The 17,987-nt window shown below is 76.0% G+C and carries 14 protein-coding genes; 8 read left to right on the top strand and 6 right to left on the bottom strand.

Features of this window, described 5'->3' with window-relative positions; genetic code table 11:
* Positions 1–27: 27 nt before the first annotated feature.
* Positions 28–1,176, bottom strand: a complete 1,149-nt coding sequence (locus tag EAH89_RS00295) for a glycosyltransferase (RefSeq protein ID WP_140880754.1) — start codon at positions 1,174–1,176, stop codon at positions 28–30.
* A 138-nt stretch (positions 1,177–1,314) separates the two neighbouring features.
* Between EAH89_RS00295 and galE the strand changes: the two genes are divergently transcribed.
* The 5 genes from galE (at position 1,315) to EAH89_RS00270 (ending at position 6,081) form a co-directional block, all read left to right on the top strand.
* Positions 1,315–2,325: a UDP-glucose 4-epimerase GalE gene (gene galE / locus EAH89_RS00290; protein ID WP_140880752.1), complete on the top strand. Its 1,011-nt coding sequence runs from the start codon at positions 1,315–1,317 to the stop codon at positions 2,323–2,325.
* A gap of 63 nt (positions 2,326–2,388) precedes the next feature.
* Positions 2,389–3,150, top strand: coding sequence for a GDSL-type esterase/lipase family protein (locus EAH89_RS00285; protein WP_162861300.1), 762 nt, complete (start codon positions 2,389–2,391; stop codon positions 3,148–3,150).
* A gap of 149 nt (positions 3,151–3,299) precedes the next feature.
* Positions 3,300–4,295 carry an alginate O-acetyltransferase AlgX-related protein gene (locus EAH89_RS00280; RefSeq protein WP_161993440.1) on the top strand — a complete coding sequence of 332 codons (996 nt, stop codon included), beginning with the start codon at positions 3,300–3,302 and terminating at the stop codon, positions 4,293–4,295.
* An 89-nt stretch (positions 4,296–4,384) separates the two neighbouring features.
* Positions 4,385–5,377 carry an alginate O-acetyltransferase AlgX-related protein gene (locus EAH89_RS00275; protein ID WP_140880748.1) on the top strand — a complete coding sequence of 331 codons (993 nt, stop codon included), beginning with the start codon at positions 4,385–4,387 and terminating at the stop codon, positions 5,375–5,377.
* Positions 5,374–6,081, top strand: a complete 708-nt coding sequence (locus EAH89_RS00270) for an ABC transporter permease (protein WP_140880746.1) — start codon at positions 5,374–5,376, stop codon at positions 6,079–6,081. The genes EAH89_RS00275 and EAH89_RS00270 overlap by 4 nt, the downstream gene beginning before the upstream one ends.
* 13 nt (positions 6,082–6,094) lie before the next feature.
* Here EAH89_RS00270 and EAH89_RS00265 read toward each other — a convergent pair whose 3' ends face one another.
* From EAH89_RS00265 to EAH89_RS00245, 5 genes are all read right to left on the bottom strand, one after another.
* Positions 6,095–8,671 carry a tetratricopeptide repeat protein gene (locus EAH89_RS00265; RefSeq protein WP_140880744.1) on the bottom strand — a complete coding sequence of 859 codons (2,577 nt, stop codon included), beginning with the start codon at positions 8,669–8,671 and terminating at the stop codon, positions 6,095–6,097.
* 102 nt (positions 8,672–8,773) lie between these two features.
* Positions 8,774–9,943: an alginate O-acetyltransferase AlgX-related protein gene (locus tag EAH89_RS00260; protein ID WP_140880742.1), complete on the bottom strand. Its 1,170-nt coding sequence runs from the start codon at positions 9,941–9,943 to the stop codon at positions 8,774–8,776.
* Between the two features lie 7 nt (positions 9,944–9,950).
* A complete protein-coding gene (locus EAH89_RS00255) occupies positions 9,951–11,372 on the bottom strand; it encodes an MBOAT family O-acyltransferase (protein ID WP_140880739.1) in 1,422 nt (473 codons plus the stop codon).
* A 193-nt stretch (positions 11,373–11,565) separates the two neighbouring features.
* Positions 11,566–13,338 (bottom strand): adenine deaminase, encoded by a 1,773-nt coding sequence (locus EAH89_RS00250; RefSeq protein WP_140880737.1) that lies wholly within the window; start codon positions 13,336–13,338, stop codon positions 11,566–11,568.
* Positions 13,335–14,897, bottom strand: coding sequence for an ABC transporter substrate-binding protein (locus tag EAH89_RS00245; protein ID WP_140880734.1), 1,563 nt, complete (start codon positions 14,895–14,897; stop codon positions 13,335–13,337). Before EAH89_RS00245 ends, EAH89_RS00250 begins: the two co-directional genes overlap by 4 nt.
* 71 nt (positions 14,898–14,968) lie before the next feature.
* Between EAH89_RS00245 and EAH89_RS00240 the strand changes: the two genes are divergently transcribed.
* From EAH89_RS00240 to EAH89_RS00230, 3 genes are all read left to right on the top strand, one after another.
* Positions 14,969–16,159, top strand: coding sequence for an amidohydrolase (locus tag EAH89_RS00240; RefSeq protein ID WP_241666773.1), 1,191 nt, complete (start codon positions 14,969–14,971; stop codon positions 16,157–16,159).
* Entirely contained in the window at positions 16,156–17,106 is a 951-nt protein-coding gene (locus EAH89_RS00235) for a nucleoside hydrolase (RefSeq protein ID WP_241666772.1), read from the top strand. The genes EAH89_RS00240 and EAH89_RS00235 overlap by 4 nt, the downstream gene beginning before the upstream one ends.
* A gap of 70 nt (positions 17,107–17,176) precedes the next feature.
* On the top strand, positions 17,177–17,908 hold the full coding sequence (locus EAH89_RS00230; RefSeq protein ID WP_140880730.1) for a glycerophosphodiester phosphodiesterase: 732 nt from the start codon (positions 17,177–17,179) through the stop codon (positions 17,906–17,908).
* The last annotated feature ends 79 nt before the right edge of the window (positions 17,909–17,987 follow it).

Here is a 17,987-nt window from a genome sequence, read left to right as displayed (position 1 = left end):
CGCGGGGCCACGGGCGGGGGCGGCGTATCACCCGCCCTCCGCCGCGCCAAGCGCGCCCAGCCGACGCAGCCGCCCGAGGTAGCGCGCCGTCATGGCCCCGGCGTCCTGGGTGAGGGCGAGGCGCCGCGCGGCCTCGGCCCGGCCGGCCGCGGGGCCGCTACGATCCAGGCATTCCGCCATGGCCCGGGCCATGGCGGGGCCGTCGTCCCCGTCGGCGAGGGCGGCGACGCGCTCCGCCTCCGCGCCGAGCGCCTCCAGCGCTTCCTCGCTCGCCGCCACGGGAAGCCCGGCGAGCGCGGCCTCGAGGAAGGTGGTGGGCGCCCCCTCGAGGCGGGAGGGCAGGACCAGCAGGTCCGCCCCCGCGAGCAGCGCGGCCGGGTCCCGGTCGTGGCCGAGCATCCGGAGCGGGTAGTCCTCGCCCGCGGGCTCGCGCAGGGCCGCCTCCAGGATGCCTTCCCCGGAGCAGGCGACGACGCCGCCGCAGCGGGCCGCGAAGCCCTCGGCGATGCCGAAGAGCCGGTCCGCGCCCTTGGCCGCCTCGAGCGGCCCGAGGTGAAGCGCGACCGGCGTCTCCGCTGCCACCGCGAGCCGCTCCCGCAGCGCGGCCCGGCAGGCGGCGCGGTCGGCCGGCCGCGGGCGCTCCGCCCCGGGCGGGATGACCGCGACCCGCCCCTCCGGCAGGCCGAGCAGCCGCCCCGCCCGCGCCGCGACCGGCCCGGAGACGGCCACCCACTCGGCCCGCATCGCCGCCGCGTCCGCGAGGGCGGCGTCGTCGAGCGCGACCGGCCGGGGACCGCCGCGGGGGGCCAGATGGAGGAGAACGAGGACCGGCAGCGCGGCCACGGCCAGCGCCGCCATGGCGCCCGCGCCGCTGTCTGGCCAGGGAAGGGAAAGGAGAGCGGCGTCCGGCCGCGCGGCGGCGAGGACCGCGCTTGTGGCCTCGGCCTGCGCCTGCCGGACCACGCCCGAGGGACCGCGGTTCCGGGGCAGGGGGGGATCCACCAGCGCCAGGGCTCCCGCGGGCGGCGACCCCGCGCGCAGGCGGTCCCGCGCCGGCTCCTGCGCCGCGACGGCGACCTCCACCCCGAGGCCAGCGGCCGCCCCCGCCACGCGCAGGGCCAAGGCTCCGGCCTCCCCGAAGCCCTCGCCGGGCAGAAGGACCAGAAGGCGACCCATGCGCATCGTCCAGCCCCGCCCCGCGTTAGGTTATGTGACTGGACGGTCTCCGACGGATGCGCGAAGCCGTCCAGCCCCAGGGCGGCCGATGGCCGCGCCGCGATGAATGTTGAGCGCATCGAGCATAGAGGATCATTGATGGGACGGTACCTGGTGACCGGCGGCGCCGGCTATGTGGGGAGCCATGTGGCCCTCGCCCTGCAGGAGCGGGGCGACGACGTCGTGATCCTCGACGACCTCCGCCAGGGGCATCGCGGCGCGGTCCAGCCGGGCATGGAACTCGTCGTGGGCGACCTTTCCGACCGCCGCAAGGTGGAGGAGGTGCTCGCCGGCTGGCGCTTCGACGGCGTGCTGCACTTCGCCGCCCTGTCGCTGGTCGGCGAGAGCATGCGCGAGCCGCTGCGCTACCTCGCCGAGAACCTCGGCAACTCCCTCTGGCTCGCCGACGCCGCGGTGAAGGCGGGGGTGCGGCGCTTCGTGCTCTCCTCCACCGCCGCGCTCTTCGGCGAGCCCGCCCGCATCCCGATCGACGAGAACGAGGCCCTCGCGCCCGTCTCGCCCTATGGCGAGTCCAAGCTCATGGTCGAGCGCGGGCTGGAATGGGCGGACCGGGTGCACGGGCTGCGCTCGGCGGCGCTGCGCTACTTCAACGCGGCCGGCGCCGATCCCGGCGGCCGGCTGGGCGAGGACCACAACCCCGAGACGCACCTCATCCCCAACGCGGTGAACGCGGCGCTCGGCCTCGGCCCCGCGCTCACCGTCTTCGGCACGGACTACGCGACGCCCGACGGCACGGCCATCCGCGACTACGTCCATGTCACCGACCTCGCCGACGCGCATCTGCGGGTGCTCGACCGGCTGAAGGACGGCCCCTCCTGCCGCTACAACGTGGGCAGCGGCACCGGCGCCTCCGTGCTCGAGGTCATCGCGGCAGTGGAGCGCGCGGCGGGGCGCCCAGTGCCCCACGTCCTCGGCCCGCGGCGGGCGGGCGACCCGCCGGTCCTCGTCGCCTCCAACGCGGCGCTGCGGCGCGACACCGGCTGGACGCCCCGGCTCGGCGCGATCGACGACATCGTCGGCACGGCCTATGCATGGCGGAAGAAGCATCCCCGCGGCTACCAGGACGCGGTTTCCGACGCCGCGGCCTGAGGCCCTGGCCATGCGCCGCGGGGCGGCGAGGGGGAGGCGCCAACAAGGAGGTCTCTCCCGCCCATGCCGCCCCACGGCTTCCGCCGCCTCGCCGGGGCGCTCGGCCTGATGGCTGGGCTTGCGGCCCTGCCCGCCGAGGGCGCCCCGGCCTGCGCCGCGCTGCCCCCCCGCGACCCGATGCCGCGCGAGGCGCGACCGGAGAGGCTTCACTACCCGCCCTCGCTCGCCCGGGTGGCGGAGCTGTCCCGGGTCGCGGCCGGCGGCCTGGCCGGGGCGCGGATGATCTTCCTCGGCGACTCCATCACTCAGGCCTGGGACCCCGCGACCTGGGCCGCCCACTACGCGGCCCGCGGCGCGGTGAACTTCGGGGTGATGGGCGACTTCGTGCAGGGCCTGCTCTGGCGGCTCCAGCAGGAGGGGCACTGGCCGGCCACGCTCCGCCCGCGGCTCGCGGTCCTCCTCATCGGCACCAACAACGCGAGCTATAACTCCAGGCCCGAGGACACGGCGCTCGGCATCGCGGAGGTCGTGCGGTTCATCCGCCGGCGCTCGCCGGAGACGCGGGTGCTCGTCCTCGGCATCCTGCCGCGCGGGGCGGAGGCCAGCGACCCCACCCGGCGCGTCAACGCCCGCGTCAACGAGCTGGTCGCCCGCTGCGCCGACGGCGAGTGGGTCTTCTACGCCGATCCGGGGCCGGTGCTGCTCGACGCCCGGGGGCGCCTCGCCGCCTCGATCGCGCCCGACCGCCTCCACCTCGCGCCCGAGGGCTACGCGCGCCTCTCGGCCGCGCTGGAGCCGACGATCCGCGACCTCCTCGCGCGCTGAGGCCGGTCCATCCGCCCGGCACGCGGCAAGGCTGTGTCCGCCCGGCCATAACCCGCAACGAACGCGGCGGCGCCGCCCGCCGCCGCTTCCGATCGCCGGTTACCATGATACACCTCACGAAATTGTTTTCGGACGAGGTCTCCTTGAACGTGGCTGCGGATCTTTCGCGTCGGACCGCCCTGCGGACGGGCCTGGGGCTGTCCGCCGGCCTCGCCACGCCTCCCGGCGCACGGGCGGCGACGATCATGAACGGGGTCGTGGTGGGGAAGAACGGCTGGCTCTTCCTCGCCTTCGACGACCCGCGCCAGGCGAGCAGCGCCCGCCTTGGCCAGGTCACGAAGATCATCAACGACGCGGTCGGCCTGATCCGCGCCCGCGGCATCGAGTGCGCCATCCTCGTCGCCCCCGCCAAGGCGCGCGTCTACCCGGAGTTCCTGCCGGAGGACTGGACCTTCAGTCCCGAGGCCGCGCAGCGCTACGGCCTGGCCGTGGAGGGGCTCCGCGCCGGCGGGGCGGTGGTGCCGGACCTCGCCCAGGTCTTCGCGGCCCAGCGCCGGAGCGCGCCGGGCGAGGCGCTGTACTTCCGCAACGACATCCATTGGACCCCTGCTGCGGCGGAGCTGGCCGCGACGGATCTCGTCGCGCAGCTCTCCCCGCGCCTCCGCCTGCCGCCGAGCCGCGCCCCCGGCACCCGCCTCGGCGAGCGCGTGCAGATGCCGGGCACGGAGAACGACCTGCTCAACCTCCTGCCCGCGCCCGAGCGCTCGAAGTACCAGGTGGAGCCGTTCCTCGTCCGCCGCCCGCTGGCCGCCGCCGGGCGCGACGCCCTCGTGCAGGACGACGCGGCCGACGTCGCGGTGGTCGGCAACAGCTTCGCCCAGCCGAAGTACAACCTCGCGCCGATGATCTCCTCGCTGCTGAACCGCCCGGTCTCGCTCTCCTGGGAGAACCACCTCAAGGGGCCCTACCGCGTGCTGCTCGACTACCTGAGGGGCGCGGGCTTCAAGCGGCACCGGCCGAAGCTGATCGTCTGGAACATCATCGAGCAGGATTTCGGCCTGCTCCCCTCCGACGGGCGCGCCTTCCCCAACAACGCGATCCCGGCCGACGAATTCCTCTCGGGGATCGGCCAGGCCCTCGCCTGAGTCGCGGCCGGGGCGCGGCGACGCCTCTTCCCGACGCTTCATTCCTCCCGGCGCGTCGCAGGCCGCCGGGGACACCGCGGAGAGACCCGATGGATGGCTTCCCCGATCCGCCCCGTGCCGCCGCGACACTCGGCCGGCGCGCGCTCGTCGCGGCCGGCGCCGCCGCCCTCGCCGCGCCGCGCCCGGCGGCGGCGCAATCCTCCTTCGCCATCGTCGGGAAGGACGGCTGGCTCTTCGCCGTCTGGGACAAGATCACCGAGGACGAGCCCCACCAGGTGAAGCAGGCGACGGCGGTCGTCACCCGCGCGATCGGCATCCTCAGGGCCGCCCGCATCGAGGTGACGGTCCTCGTCGTCCCCTCCAAGGCACGGACCTACCGCCAGTTCCTGCCGGACGGCATGCAGGTCGCGCCGGGCGCGGACCGGCGCTACGCGGCCTACCTGAACGACCTCCGCGCGGCCGGCGCCCTCTCGCCCGACCTCGAGGCCGCGTTCCGGGCGCGGGCGGCCAGCACGCCGCTCTTCTTTAAGTCGGACACGCACTGGACGCCGATGGGGGCGGAGCTCGCGGCCGTCGAGACGGCGAAGGTGGTGGGCCCCGCCCTTCCCCTGAGCAGCCGGCCGGGGCTGCAGGTCTCGGCCCCGATCAACCGCGTCTCGCCCCGCGGCGACCTCGTGCGGAACCTGCCGGAGGCGCAGCGGGCGGCCTACCCGCCCGAGCCCTATCAGGTCCGCGACGTCGTCGCGCCCGCCGGGCAGAACGCCCTCCTCGCGGACGACGCGGCCGAGGTGACGATCGTCGGCAGCAGCTACATGGAACCGCGCTACGCCTTCCAGCCGGTCTTCTCGAACCAGATCGGGCGGCCGGTCGGGCTCTTCTGGAAGCCGAACAGCATCGGACCCTTCGCGACCCTCATGCAGTACCTCACCAGCGCCGATTTCCGCCAGCACCGTCCCAAGATGCTCGTCTGGGCGCAGCTCGAGCTCGACATGCCCGCCGGGCCGAGCAGCTCCGGCTGGGGCACGAACGCGATGTCGCCGGACAAATTCCTCGGCGACCTCCGCCAGGCCGTCGCCGCGTGAGCCCGCGCGCCCCCGCCCGCCGCGCGGCCGCCGCCGCCCTCGCCGCGCTCGCCGGCCTCGCGCCGGCGGGCGCGCGCGCCCAGGGGCAGGTCTACGACCCCGAGCCGCCGCCGGACTCGGCCTATGTCCGCTTCGTCAACGCGCTCGGCGAGGAGGTCGCTCTGCGCCCCGCGTTCATGCCCGCCCTCCGCCTCGGCACGCGGCCGGAGGAGCGTGTGACGGTCTACAACGTCGCGCCGCGCGTCTCGGGAGGCCGCGAGATCGTGGTCGAGGCGAGCGCGGGGCGGCGCAGCGCGCGCGTCGTGCTCCATCTGCAGCCGAAGAGCTTCAACACCGTCCTCCTCCAGGCCTCGGCCGACGGCGGCATCGCGGCCACGCCGCTCACCGACCCGGTGGACTTCAACCGCGCCCGCGCGCGGCTGAGCTTCTACAACGTCGCGGGCTGCGCGGACGCCTCCGTGCTGCTCGCGCCCGACGGGCCCGCAGTCTTCCCGGGGCCGGTGGCCTCGGGCGCGATGGCGACGCGCACGGTCCAGCCCGTCACGGCCGAGCTCCGCGTCGGCTGCGCCGGCGCCGCCGCGCCCGACGTGAAGCTCGAGGGGCTGGAGGCGGGCGGCATGTACAGCCTCTGGCTCCTCCGCCCCGAGGGCCAGGGGCTGGTCGCCTTCATCGGGCGCGACGCGACGGCGCGCTGGCGCAACTAGCGGCGCGCGCCGCCTAGTTGCTCGCCTGGAGCTGCCGCGCGCGCAGGCGGGCGGCCTCCTCGAGGGCGCGACGCGCGCGCAGCCGGTCGTCCCGCGCCCGCGCGATGCGGGCCTCGAGCAGCGCCATCTGCAGCTCGTCGGCGCCCCTCTCGCGGCCCTCCCGCAGGATATCCTCCGCCCGCCCGATCTCCTTGGCGAGGACCGCGGCCTCCCCCGCGACGGCGCGGGCGCGCACGTTCTCGGGGCTCGCGCCCAGGATACCGTCGGCGATGCGCAGGGCTTCCTCCGCGCGGCCGGAGCCCGCGAGGACGCGGGCGAGGCTGAGCTGAACGTCCGCGTTCCCCGGCGCCTGTCCGAGGGCGGGGGCGAGGCGGCGCATGGCCCCCTGCCGGTCGCCGCCGTCGTTCAGCCGATCCGCGGCCGAGGCGGCCGAGGCCGCGCGCAGCCCCGCCGCCTGCCGCCGCAGCTCGGCCGGCGCCAGGGCGTCGCGCTCCACGCCGGCGGAGAGCCCTTCCGCCTCCGCCACCAGCCCGCCCTCGAGCAGCGCGGCGGCGACCGCGACGCGGGCGGCCGGCGTGCCCGCCGCGGCCCGCGCGGCCGCCTCGGCGTTCCGCGGCTGGCGCAGGCGGTTGAAGGCGCGGATCACGGCGGCGGCCGTCTCGCCGCCGGGGTCGGGCTGGGCCGCCAGCGCCACGAGCCGACGGGCCGCCTCGGAGGCCGGGTTGCCGCGCGCGGCGCGCTCCAGCTCCCGGACCTCGAGCGCGCGGCGGTTCGCCTCGAGCAGCCGCCGCCCGTCCTCCGTCCGCGCCGCGGGCGGGATGGCATCCAGCCGCGCCACCGTCTCGGTCAGCCGCCCGTCGGCGTTGGAGAGGAGGGAGGCGGCGAAGAGCGCGTCGGGCGTGCCGCGCGCGGCGAGGTCGCGCTCGAGCCGCCGCGCCTCGTCCAGCTGGCCGCGCTCCTTCAGGTTGCGCGCGAGGTCGAAGGCGCTCCAGGCGTCTGCCGGGTCCGCCGCGACCGCGCCGCGGAGAAGGGCGATCCGCGCGTCCCGGTCGCGCGTGCGCTGGGCCTCGCCGCGCAGGGCGGCGGCGCGGAAGCTCCGGGCGCCCTCGGGCGGGCGGAAGCCCGTCTCGGCGAGGAGGCGGTCGGCGTCGGCGAAGCGGCCCTGTCGCTGCAGCGCCTCGAAGAGCCCGCCCTGCGCCGAGGCCTCGGCCGGGCGGATCGCGAGCGCGTTGCGGAAGCGCGTCTCGGCCGTCGAGAAGTCGTCGCGGCGGAGGGCCACGAGGCCGAGCACGACCTCGCCCTGCAGGCGCTCCTCCGCGTTCCCGCGCAGCGCGCGCTGGGCCTGCTCGGCCGCGCGGTCCAGCGCGTTGCGGCCGAGGTTCTGCCAGGCGAGCGCGGCGCTGCCAGGCGGCGCCGGGACGCCGCGCCCGCCGCGGAACCCGCGCCCGGCGCCGGGCCGCGCGGCCGGGAAGCCGTCGAGGTTGCCCGTCTTCTCGACGAACTCCTCCTCGCGGTAGGGGGCGAGCTCGACGGCCTTGGCGAAGAAGGCGCGGGCCTCGGCGAAGCGGAACTGCAGCTTGCGGACGACGCAGAGGCCGATATAGGCCTCCGCGTCCGTGGGGTCGCCCTCCAGCACGGCCCGGAAGTGCCGCTCGGCGTCGTCGAAGCGGCGCTCGCCGAAGGCGTTCCAGCCGCTGATCCGCTCCAGGATCCAGCCCGGCAGCACGGTGCCCCGCGCCTCGTCGTACTTCGCCTGGATCTCGGGATCGGGCGGGTTCGTGCGAAGGTAGTGCCCGATGGCCTCGGCCGTGTCGGGATCGGTCGGGGACCAGAGCAGCGCCTGCCGCCAGGCCACCCGCGCGGCCCTGCCCATGGCGGGGTCATCGGCCAGCGCGCGCAGGTGCTCGGCCCCCGTCAGGCGGTAGGCCTCGCTGTAGGTGAGGATCTGCGCGTGGGCGAGGCGAAGCGCGGTGTTCGCCGGGTGGAGGGCGATCAGCCGCTCCATGCCCACCCGTGCGAGGTCGAAGTTCTCCGGGCTCGTGCCCGCCAGCGTCTGGAAGTACTCGACCGCGAAGATCGGGGGGATCTCGCCGTCCGGGAACAGCTCGCGGTACTTCTGCATCGCCGCCTCCCGCTGCCCGGCCTGCGCGAGCCGGCGCGCCTCGGCCAGCGTGGGCTGGTCGACCAGCATCGCGCGGAAGGCCGTCATGGCCCGATGCGCGGCGGCGCTGCCCGGCGCCACCCCGTTCAGGCGGACGATGTAGCCCTCGGCGTTCGGACGGTCGCCGCTCTGCGCGGCCACCTCGGCCGCCGTCGCCAGCACCTCCGGGTTGTTCGGCTCGAGCAGCAGCAGGCGGTCGAGCGCCTGCTGGGCGAGCTGCGGGCGGCCCTGGGCGGTCCAGTAGTTGGCCTGGTCGAGAAGGATGGCGGCGCCGTGCCCGGCGGGGCGCGAGGGGCTGGTACGGGGCGCCGGGACGGGCTCGGCGCCCGGCGACTGCGCCGCGGCGGGCGCGCCCGCGAGCGCCGCCACCACCGCCGCGACCACCGCGCGCCGGGGCCGGGCGGCCTCGTCCCGCGCGAGGTCGGACACAGGCCGGCCCGCCCGTGCGGGACGAGGGCGGCGCGGTCGGCAAGCGGACATCAGGACCCCTCCTGCGCCGCCCGGATCCGGGCCGACGCGTTCACTTCTTAATCATCTCGCGAGAAGTTGCACAGGTGAATTGCGGCTCGCCTCGACCACCGTGGGCGGCCAGCGGCCGATGAATTCCCGCTCGGCCGGGGTGAGCGGCTGCGCCGCCACCCTCTCCGGGATCTCCCAGACGACGAGGCGGGGCGGCGACTGCCGGAAGGTCTCGCTGCCGAGATAGGCGGCCGCGCTGCCGGCGAAGCCGCCGCCCGCCAGGGCCGCGTTCACCACGGAGGCCTGCAGCGCCGCCTGGAGCGCGCCGTGGAAGTTCGCGTTCACCGAGTAGGACGACCCCACCAGCGCGACCTCGGGCGGCGGCGCCTCGTCGAGCAGCCCGCCGCCGCCCTCCTCCTTCTCCGTCCGCTCCAGCCGCTGGCGGTCCGGCCGGGGGCGCAGCGCGTCGGGCACCCGGTCGAGGCCGGTGAGGCGGAGCAGGTCGCCCGGCCCCTCCGTCTCCTCCGCGGCCGCCCGGGTGCGGTAGGCCTCGCCGCGGGTGAGCGGCAGGCCCGCGACGGCCTCCGCGATCGCCCCGGCCGCGGCCCGCGCGCCCTCCTGGTTCCAGTGGGTGTCGGTCCGGTACCAGGCGGCGCTGGCCGCCTCCACCGCGGCGAGCGCGGGGAGGAGGGCGACGGGCTCGACCCCCTCGGCGCGGAGCGCGGCCAGGAAGGCGTTGTGGCGCGCCTCGGCCTGGGCGGAGCGCGGCGCGCCGCAGAGCTTCGCCGCCACCACCCGCGCCTTGTCCGGCACCACCGCGACGACGAGCGCGATGCCCTGGCGGCCGAGGGCGTCGCGCAGCCGCCGGACGCCCGCGGCGCGCTCCGCCATCGCTGGCCCCGCGTCCGGCCAGGGGCGCAGCTCCTCCGTGAGGAAGAGGGTCCCGCCGCAGCCGACGCGCACCGCCGGCCCGCCCGAGTGGAAGAGGTTGTACCGGAGCACGCCGCCCGCCGCCCGCAGCAGGGGATCGGCGGGAAGGTCGTGCGCCATGACGTGGTTGACCGCGCCCGTCAGCCGTCCCGAGAGGAAGGCGGGAAGGTCGAGCGCCGGGCGCAGCCGCGCCTCGCCCTCCGGGCTCGCGAGGGCCGCGACGCCCTGCCAGGCGCCGGCGGCCAGCAGCGCGACGGCCGCGATCCCCTGCAGCATCGCCGCGCGCCGGTTCCATCGCGGGGCGTCGCTCATCGCGTCCTCAGAACTGGAAGTAGAGGAAGGGCACGGCGGCGCGGCTGTAGAGCAGCACGACGCTGAGCAGGAAGCCGAGCAGCGGCGCGACCGTCCAGGCCCCGCGCCAGGCCACCCCCATCGCCTCCGGCGGGCGCTGGAAGGGCACGCGCGCCCCGAGCAGCGGCAGGTAGACGAGCCCGGCCGCGACGAGGATCGTCCACCACTGGTCCGGCGTGACCTGCCAGGCGAGCGCGTCGCTGAGCGCCGCCCCGTTCAGGCCGAGCATGCCGCCGTACATGGCGCCGGCGCTGCCGAGGTCCGCCGCCCGGAACACCACCCAGCCGAGGATGGCCGCGAGCATCGTCAGCGCGTGGCCCAGCGCGAAGCCCATGCGCCGGCCGCCCGCGCCCTGCCAGAGCCGGTGCAGCGCCAGCAGCCCGCCGTGCCAGGCGCCCCAGAGGATGAAGGTCCAGTTTGCGCCGTGCCAGAGACCGCCGATGGCCATGGTGAGGAACAGGTTGAGGTAGGTGCGGAAGGCCCCGCGCCGGTTCCCGCCGAGTGAGATGTAGAGGTAGTCCCGCAGGAAGCGCGACAGCGTCATATGCCAGCGCTGCCAGAAGGCCTGGATGGAGCCCGCGAGATAGGGGTGGTTGAAGTTCTCGGGGAAGTGGAACCCGATCATGAGCGCGAGGCCGATCGCCATGGCGGAGTAGCCGGCGAAGTCGAAGTAGAGCTGCAGCGTGTAGGCAACGGCGCCCGTCCAGGCATCGGCCAGCGTCGGCGCGGGCAGCGCGAAGGCGGCGTCGGCCACGAGGGAGACGGTGTCCGCGAGGCACACCTTCATCGCGAAGCCCACCATGAAGCGCCGCGCGCCGAGCCCGAACCCGGCCAGGCTGTGCGGGCGCGAGACGAGCTCGTCCTTGATCTCCGCGTAGCGCACGATCGGCCCCGCGATGAGCTGGCTGAAGATCGCCTTGTAGGTCGCGTAGTCCACGAGCCGGCGCGTCACCGGCACCGTGCCGCGCCAGACGTCCACGAGGTAGGAGACGGACTGCAGGACGTAGAAGGAGAGCCCGATCGGCAGGATGATCTCCGCCCAGGGCAGCGGCCCCGCGCCGAAGACCGCACGAAGGTCGTTGAAGGCCGCGACCCCGAAATTCGCGTACTTGAAGTAGGCGAGCACGCCGAGGTTCCCGGCCAGCCCGAGGACGAGCAGCCGCGTGCCCGCCCGCGTCCCCGGCCCCGCCCGGTCCATCAGTCGCACGGTGTAGAAGGTGAAGACCGTGCAGAAGACGAGGAGCAACAGGAAGTCCACCCGCCACCAGGCGTAGAAGGCCCAGGAGAGGACCAGGATGGGCCAGTTCCGGTGGCGGAAGGGCGTGAGGAAGTAGGCGGCAAAGAAGAGGGGCAGGAAGAGACAGAGGAACTCGAAGGAGGCGAAGATCATGGCGCAAGCGCACCCCGCGCGCGCCCGGCCGGGCCGTGCATCCGCCGCATGGAACCTCCCCGTCCGCCCACCGCCCGAAGGCGCCCGGGCCGTCCCGCGGAAGGCCCGGCGGAATTAGATCACGAACTCGTGTGGACGCAACACGATACCTGGGGTGCACGGGGATCGGCCGCTGCCTTTCCGCCGAAACTTCTCAGCCTGTGGCGCCGAGGACCGGTTCCGCGGGGTCGACGAGCCTGCCGGTTCCGCCGTCGGAAATGCCGAGGTCGGTCGGGTGGGGCCCCGGGTTGCAGGCGAGCGAGATGCCCGTGATCCCCCGGAAGACCCGGAAGGGCGGCTTCCAGTCCATCACCCCGTCCGCCGCGGCGCGCAGCCGGGCGAAGGCGGCGGCGGTCTCGGCGGGCGGCGTCTCGGCGAGCAGCCCGGCCACGGGGAGCGGCAGCACCGCGACCACCGCCCCGTCCCGCGCCACGGCCATGCCGCCCCCGCAGGCGATGAGCGCGTTCGCGGCCGCCGCCATGTCCCGCGGGTCGCGCCCGAGGACGAGGAGGTTGTGGTTGTCGTGGCTGATGGTGGTGGCCACCGCGCCGCGCGGCTCGCCCCAGCCGTCCGCGAGGCAGACCACGGGGGAGGGGTCCCGCCGCCCGTGCCGGTGCAGCACGGCGATCAGCGCGTGCCCCGGCGGCACGGCCGCGACCCCGCCGGCCACCTCGACCTCCGCCTCGGCCCAGCGGACCACGCGCGCGCCGCCCACCACCGGCAGGCGCACCCGTCCCTCCGCGACGCCGCGCGGGCGCAGGGCGAAGGCCTCGGGCGGCTGGGGCGGGATGCGGACGGTGGCGCGCGGGGTGTCCGCGGGCAGCGCCCGGGGCAGGGGCGCGAGCATCGCCCCGTCCCGCGCCACCAGCCGCCCGCCGGCATAGACCCGCTCCACCACCATGCCCGGCAGGTCCGACAGGACGACCACCTCCGCCGCCCGGCCGGGCGCGAGGAGGCCGATGTCGTCGCGCTTGAGGCGGAGCGCCGCGTTCAGCGTCGCCATGCGGAGCGCGTGGAGCGGCGGCAGCCCGTGGCCGACGAGGCGCGCCAGCGTGTCCCGCAGCCCGCCCCGCGCCACCAGCTCGTCCGGGAAGACGTCGTCGGTGCAGGCGACGAGGGTGGCCGGCAGGAAGGGCAGGGCGTTGATGGCCGCGACCACGCCGGGCAGCACCGCGTCGTGGCTCCCGCGCAGCTCCACCGTCAGCCCGGCGCGGAGCTTCTCGAGGAAGTCCTCCGGCCCCATCACCTCGTGGTCGGAGGTGACGCCCGACGCGGCATAGGCCTGGAGCGCGGGCCCGGCGAGGTCGCGGGCGTGGCCGTTGACGTTCTTGCCGGCGGCGAGGCCCGCCGCGACGATCCCCTCCATCCGCGCGCTGCCCGCGAGGACGCCGGCCATGTCCATGACCTCCGCCACCCCCGAGACCTCCGGCCAGCGGAGCATCTCCGCCATCTCCGCCGGCCCGATCTCCGCCCCCCCCAGCTCGAGCCCGGGCGCCGAGGGCACGCAGGAGGGAGCGGCGACCAGCACCCGGAGCGGCAGGCCGCGGGCGGTCTCGACGGCCCAGCGGACGCCCGGCACCCCCAGCACGTTCGCGAGCTCGTGCGGGTCCCAGACCGCCGTCAGCGTGCCGTGGGGCACGACCACCGAGGCGTAGTCCGCGGGCGCCATGAGCGAGGATTCGAAATGGAGGTGGCTGTCGACGAAGCCCGGCGAGAGGAAGCGCCCGGACAGGTCGTGCACCTCCGCCGCGTCCGTCCGGGACCCCGGCGGGTGGACGGAGGCGATCAGCCCGCCGGCGATCCCCAGGTCCGCCCGCCGCAGCTCCCCCAGCGCGACGTCCACCACCGTCCCGCCCACGAGGAGCAGGTCGAAGGGCGCGGCGCCGCGGGCGGCCCGGACGGCCGCGCGGCGATCGGCGGCGCTCACGGCGCCCGGCCGGCGGAGGCGGCGAGGGTCATCTCGTCGGTGCGGGCCTCGTAGGTGACGCCCCGCCGCATGGCCCAGGTGTTAACCTGAAAATAGAGGGGGATGAGCGCGGTTTCCTCGCGCAGCGCCTTATAGGTCGCCTCGCGCGTCAGCCGGGCGCGCTCGTCGTTGTCCATGGTCTGCCGCGCGCGCTGGATGAGATCGTCGATGCCGGGATGGCTGAACCGGCCGCGGTTGGCAGTTCCCAGACCGAGCGAAGTATTCCAGCTATGCACTTGTGTTTCCAGCATTCCCAGGACCTCGGGGTTTGGCGAGAAGCCCGCGAGGTTCACGCTGTACTTCAGGGCGGCCGCCTCGCTCAGCCAGGTGCCGCGGGGCTTGGTCTCGACCGTCGTCGCGAGGCCCAGCCGCGTCCACATCTGGGCGATGGCCTGCACCACCTGCTCGTCGTTCACGAAGCGGTCGTTCGGGCCGTTGATCTGCACCGCAAAGCCCTGCGGATAACCGCCCGCGGACAACAGCTTGCGGGCCGCTTCTAAGTCAAGCCCTTCAGCCCCGAGGGCGGGTGAGGTGCCGAAGTAGCCGGGCGGGCCGAGGTCGCCCGCGGGCAGCGCCTGGCCCCGCAGCACCCGGTCTGCCAGGGCCTGGCGGTTGATGGCGAGCGAGAGCGCCCGCCGCACCCGCGCGTCGCGCAGCGGGTTGGCCAGCGGCCCGCCGTCCCGGGCGCGCACGAAGGGGCTCGCCTCCCGGTCGCTGTCCAGGGTGAGGAAGATGAGACGGTTGGACGGGCTCTCGCTGGTGGCAAAGCGGGCGTCTCCCCGGAAGCGCTCGAACTGCTCGGGCGGCACGATCTCGATCAGGTCCACGTCCCCTGCGCTCAGCGCCGCGACGCGCGAGGCGCCGGCGGCGATCGGCCGGAACTCCACCCGCGCGTAGGCAGGGGCGGGGCCGTGGAAGCCGGGGCTCCGTTCCGCGACATAGGGGCTGCCAGGCTGCCAGGAGACGTGGCGAAAGGGCCCGGTCCCGACCATGGCGCGCCCGGCGTTGTAGTCGGCGGTCGTCGCGCCCTCGCCGTGCTTGCGCGAGACGATCATGACGAGGGCGAGGTTGTTCGCGAGCAGCGGCGTCGGCACGCGGGTGCGGATCCGCACCACGCCGCCGCCGGCGTCCTCCACCGCCGTCACCACCCGCGTCGCGTAGCCGAAGGAGGAGGGCGAGTTCGGCACCTCCCCCGCCCGCCGGAGGGAGAAGGCCACGTCCTCCGCCGTCACGGGCGCCCCGTCGTGGAAGCGCGCCCGCGGGTCGAGGGTGAACTCCCAGGTGAGGTCGTCCACCACGCGCCAGGCGCTGGCGATGGCCGGCCGGAGCTCCTGCCGCGCGTCCTGCTGCACCAGCGGCTGGAAGACGTGCCGGGCGAAGGCGATGTTGGTGATCAGGCTGGCGTAGTGGGGGTCGAGGCTCGTCGGCCCGGACTCCACGCCGATGCGGAGGAGGTCCTGGGCGCCGGCCGCGCCTGGCAGGGCCAGGGCGGCGGCGAGAAGGGCGGCGCGCAGGCGCATGGGGGCCTCCGGGGTGGTGACGGAGGGGGCAAGCTGGCATGGTCCCGCGACCCCTCGCAACGGAGCCGCCCATGCCCGCCCTGCCGGACCTGGAACCGCTCGCCGAGGCCATGACGGCCTGGCGGCGGGACCTGCACGCGCATCCCGAGCTCGGCTTCGAGGAGCACCGCACGGCGGCCCTCGTCGCCCGCGCGCTGCGCGCGGCGGGGATCGAGGTGGCGGAGGGCATCGCCGGCACGGGGGTGGTCGGCACCCTTCGCGGCACGGGCGCCGGCGGCGGCGGGAACCGCGCCATCGGGCTCCGCGCCGACATGGACGCGCTCGCGATGCAGGAGGCCACCGGCGCGCCCTGGGCCAGCCGCTCGCCCGGCCGGATGCACGCCTGCGGGCATGACGGGCACACCGCCATGCTGCTCGGCGCCGCCACCTGGCTGAGCGCGAACCGGGACCGCTTCGCGGGCACCGTCCAGCTCATCTTCCAGCCGGCGGAGGAGTCTCGCGGCGGCGCCGGGGCCATGCTGGCGGCGGGGCTGTTCGAGCGCTTCCCGGTCGACGCCGTCTACGCCCTCCACAACCTGCCGGGCCTGCCGCTCGGCACCGTCGCGGTGCCGCCCGGCCCGGTGCTCGCGAGCTCCGACACCTGGGAGGTCACCTTCCGCGGCCGCGGCACGCACGGGGCGAAGCCGCATCTCGGCACCGACGCGACGCTCGCGGCCGCCGCCTTCATCGTGGCGCTGCAGACGATCGTGGCGCGGAACCTGGACCCGATGGAGGCCGGGGTGGTCAGCGTCGGCCACCTCGCCGCCGGCCACCCGGAGGCGCCCAACGTCATCCCGGCCGAGGTCCTCGTCCGCGGCACCGCCCGCGCCCTCTCGGCCCCGGTGCGCGACCTCCTGGAGGGGCGGATCGGCGCCATCGCGCGCGGCACCGCGGCCAGCCACGGCGTGGAGGCCAGCCCCGTCTACACCCGCCGCCTGCCGCCCACCGTGAACCACGCTGCCCAGGCCGCCCTGCTGCACCGGGCGGCGGGCGCGACCCTCGGGTCGGATCGGGCGCGGGACCACCACCCGCCGATCACGGCCGGGGAGGACTTCGCCCTCCTGCTCGAGGCCCGGCCCGGCGCCTACGCCTGGCTCGGCACCGGCGATCCCGCCCATCCCGAGGGCTGGCACCACAACCCGCGCTTCGACTTCAACGACGCGGCGCTCCCCGCCGGCGCCGCCCTCCTCTGCGGCATCGTCGAGGCGGAGCTCGGCGCGTGAGCGCGGGGCTAGGCAGCGGGGCGCCGCGCTCGACCATCATCGACTGCGACCCCGGCACCGACGACGCCCTCGCCCTCTGGCTCGCCCTTGCCTCGCCCGAGCTCGACCTCCGGCTGGTGACCGTGGTCGGCGGCAACGTGGGGCTCGCGCGCACCCTGGCCAACGCCCGCGCCGTGGTGGGGCTGAGCGGCCGGCCCATCCCCGTGGTCCCCGGCGCCGACCGCCCGCTGCGCGGGAACTTCGCCGGCGAGCCCGCGGTGCACGGGGAGGACGGGCTGGCGGGGGTGATCCTTCCGGAAGGGCCGCCCGCCGTCCGCGCCGTCGCCGCCGACGCCATCCGCGCCGTTCTCCGCGAGGCGGGGCCGGGCAGCGCGACGCTCGTCGGCATCGGCCCCGCCACCAACCTCGCCCTCGCCCTGGCCACGGAGCCGGATCTGGCCGGGCGGGTGCGGGAGATCGTGATCATGGGCGGCGCCTGGGGGGAGGGGAACTGGACCCCCGCCGCCGAGTTCAACGCGGCGAGCGACCCCGAGGCGCTCGACATGCTCCTCGCCCTCGGCGCGCCGCTCACCCTCGTTACGCTCGAGCTGACCATGCAGGCGCTGGTCACCCCGGCGCGCGTCGAGGCCCTCCGGCGGCTCGGCGGCGGCGCCTGCCTGCGGGCGGCCGGCGACATCCTGGCGGCCGTGCCCCCCTCGCGCCGGCTGGGCGGCCAGGGCCACGCGCTGCACGACGCCTGCGCGGTCACCTGGCTGCTCGCGCCCGGCCTCTTCGGGACCCGCAAGGTGTCGGTGGAGGTCGATTGCGGCCCCGGGCCCGGCCGCGGGCGGACCCATGTGGACCGCTGGGGCCGGCGGCGCGCGGAGCCGCGGGTGACCCTGCCCGAGAGGCTCGACGCCGACGGCTTCTTCGCGCTCCTCGGCCAGCGCCTCGCGCGCCTGCCCTGAGCGCAGCCCCGCCTGGAAGCCCCGCCGCCCTCGTGCTAGCGGGCGGGCCGACGACGCGGGGAGCGCGAGCATGACCGAGATCATCGCCCACCGGGGCGGCGCCATCCTCTGGCCCGAGAACAGCCTCGGCGCCTTCCGCGGCGCCATCGCGGCGGGCGTGGACGCCGTGGAGTGCGACGTCCACCTCTCGGCCGACGGCGAGCCGATGGTCATGCACGACGCGACGCTCGACCGCACGAGCAACGGCCGCGGCCCCCTCGCCGAGCGGAGCGCGGCCGAGCTCGCGGCGCTGCGCCTGATCGGCGCGGGCGGGGAGGGGGTGCCGCGCCTCGCGGAGCTGCTCGCCCTCGTCGCCGCCGGCCGGGGCGGCATCCAGATCGAGGTGAAGGCGGACCACCAGGGGCGCGCCGACCTGGCGCTGCTGAGGAAGGTGCTCGACGCCCTCGACGCCGCCGGGCTGCGGGCGCGGACCGAGATCATCGTCTTCGAGGCCGAGGTCGCGGCCGCGGCGGTCGCGGCCGGCGGGCTCCGGAACGTCGCCTGGCTCTTCGGCCCGCCGATGCTCCGCCACATCGGCCTGGAGGGGGTGCTCGCGGTCGCCCGGCTCGCCGGCGTCGGGATGGTCGAGACCCACGAGGCCGCGATGGACGCGGCGCTGCTCGGGGCGCTCCGCGGCGCCGGGCTGCGGGTCGGCGCCTGGGGGGCGAACCACGCGCCGGCGATCGGGCGGATGCTCGGCCTCGGCCTGGACGCGGTCGCGACCGACGACCCCGTCCTCGCGCTGTCGTTGCGCGCTTGGTAAGGTTACGCGCGCACCCCTTGCTCCGGCGCCGCGCTGCCGCCATGCTCTCCTTAACAATAAGTCATGAGGGAGCGTTTGG

This window comes from Muricoccus nepalensis, assembly GCF_006438825.1.
In the GTDB taxonomy this organism is placed as follows: domain Bacteria; phylum Pseudomonadota; class Alphaproteobacteria; order Acetobacterales; family Acetobacteraceae; genus Roseomonas; species Roseomonas nepalensis.
The sequence above is the reverse complement of the archived record's forward strand: the minus strand, read 5'-3'. Positions and strand labels throughout refer to the sequence as shown.

Coding starts and splice junctions, on each gene's coding strand:
- EAH89_RS00240 (WP_241666773.1), top strand. CDS start 14,969: ATGCCCGCCCTGCCGGACCTGGAACCGCTCGCCGAGGCCATGACGGCC.
- EAH89_RS00255 (WP_140880739.1), bottom strand. CDS start 11,372: ATGATCTTCGCCTCCTTCGAGTTCCTCTGTCTCTTCCTGCCCCTCTTC.
- EAH89_RS00275 (WP_140880748.1), top strand. CDS start 4,385: ATGGATGGCTTCCCCGATCCGCCCCGTGCCGCCGCGACACTCGGCCGG.
- EAH89_RS00230 (WP_140880730.1), top strand. CDS start 17,177: ATGACCGAGATCATCGCCCACCGGGGCGGCGCCATCCTCTGGCCCGAG.
- galE (WP_140880752.1), top strand. CDS start 1,315: ATGGGACGGTACCTGGTGACCGGCGGCGCCGGCTATGTGGGGAGCCAT.
- EAH89_RS00245 (WP_140880734.1), bottom strand. CDS start 14,897: ATGCGCCTGCGCGCCGCCCTTCTCGCCGCCGCCCTGGCCCTGCCAGGC.
- EAH89_RS00285 (WP_162861300.1), top strand. CDS start 2,389: ATGCCGCCCCACGGCTTCCGCCGCCTCGCCGGGGCGCTCGGCCTGATG.
- EAH89_RS00295 (WP_140880754.1), bottom strand. CDS start 1,176: ATGGGTCGCCTTCTGGTCCTTCTGCCCGGCGAGGGCTTCGGGGAGGCC.
- EAH89_RS00260 (WP_140880742.1), bottom strand. CDS start 9,943: ATGAGCGACGCCCCGCGATGGAACCGGCGCGCGGCGATGCTGCAGGGG.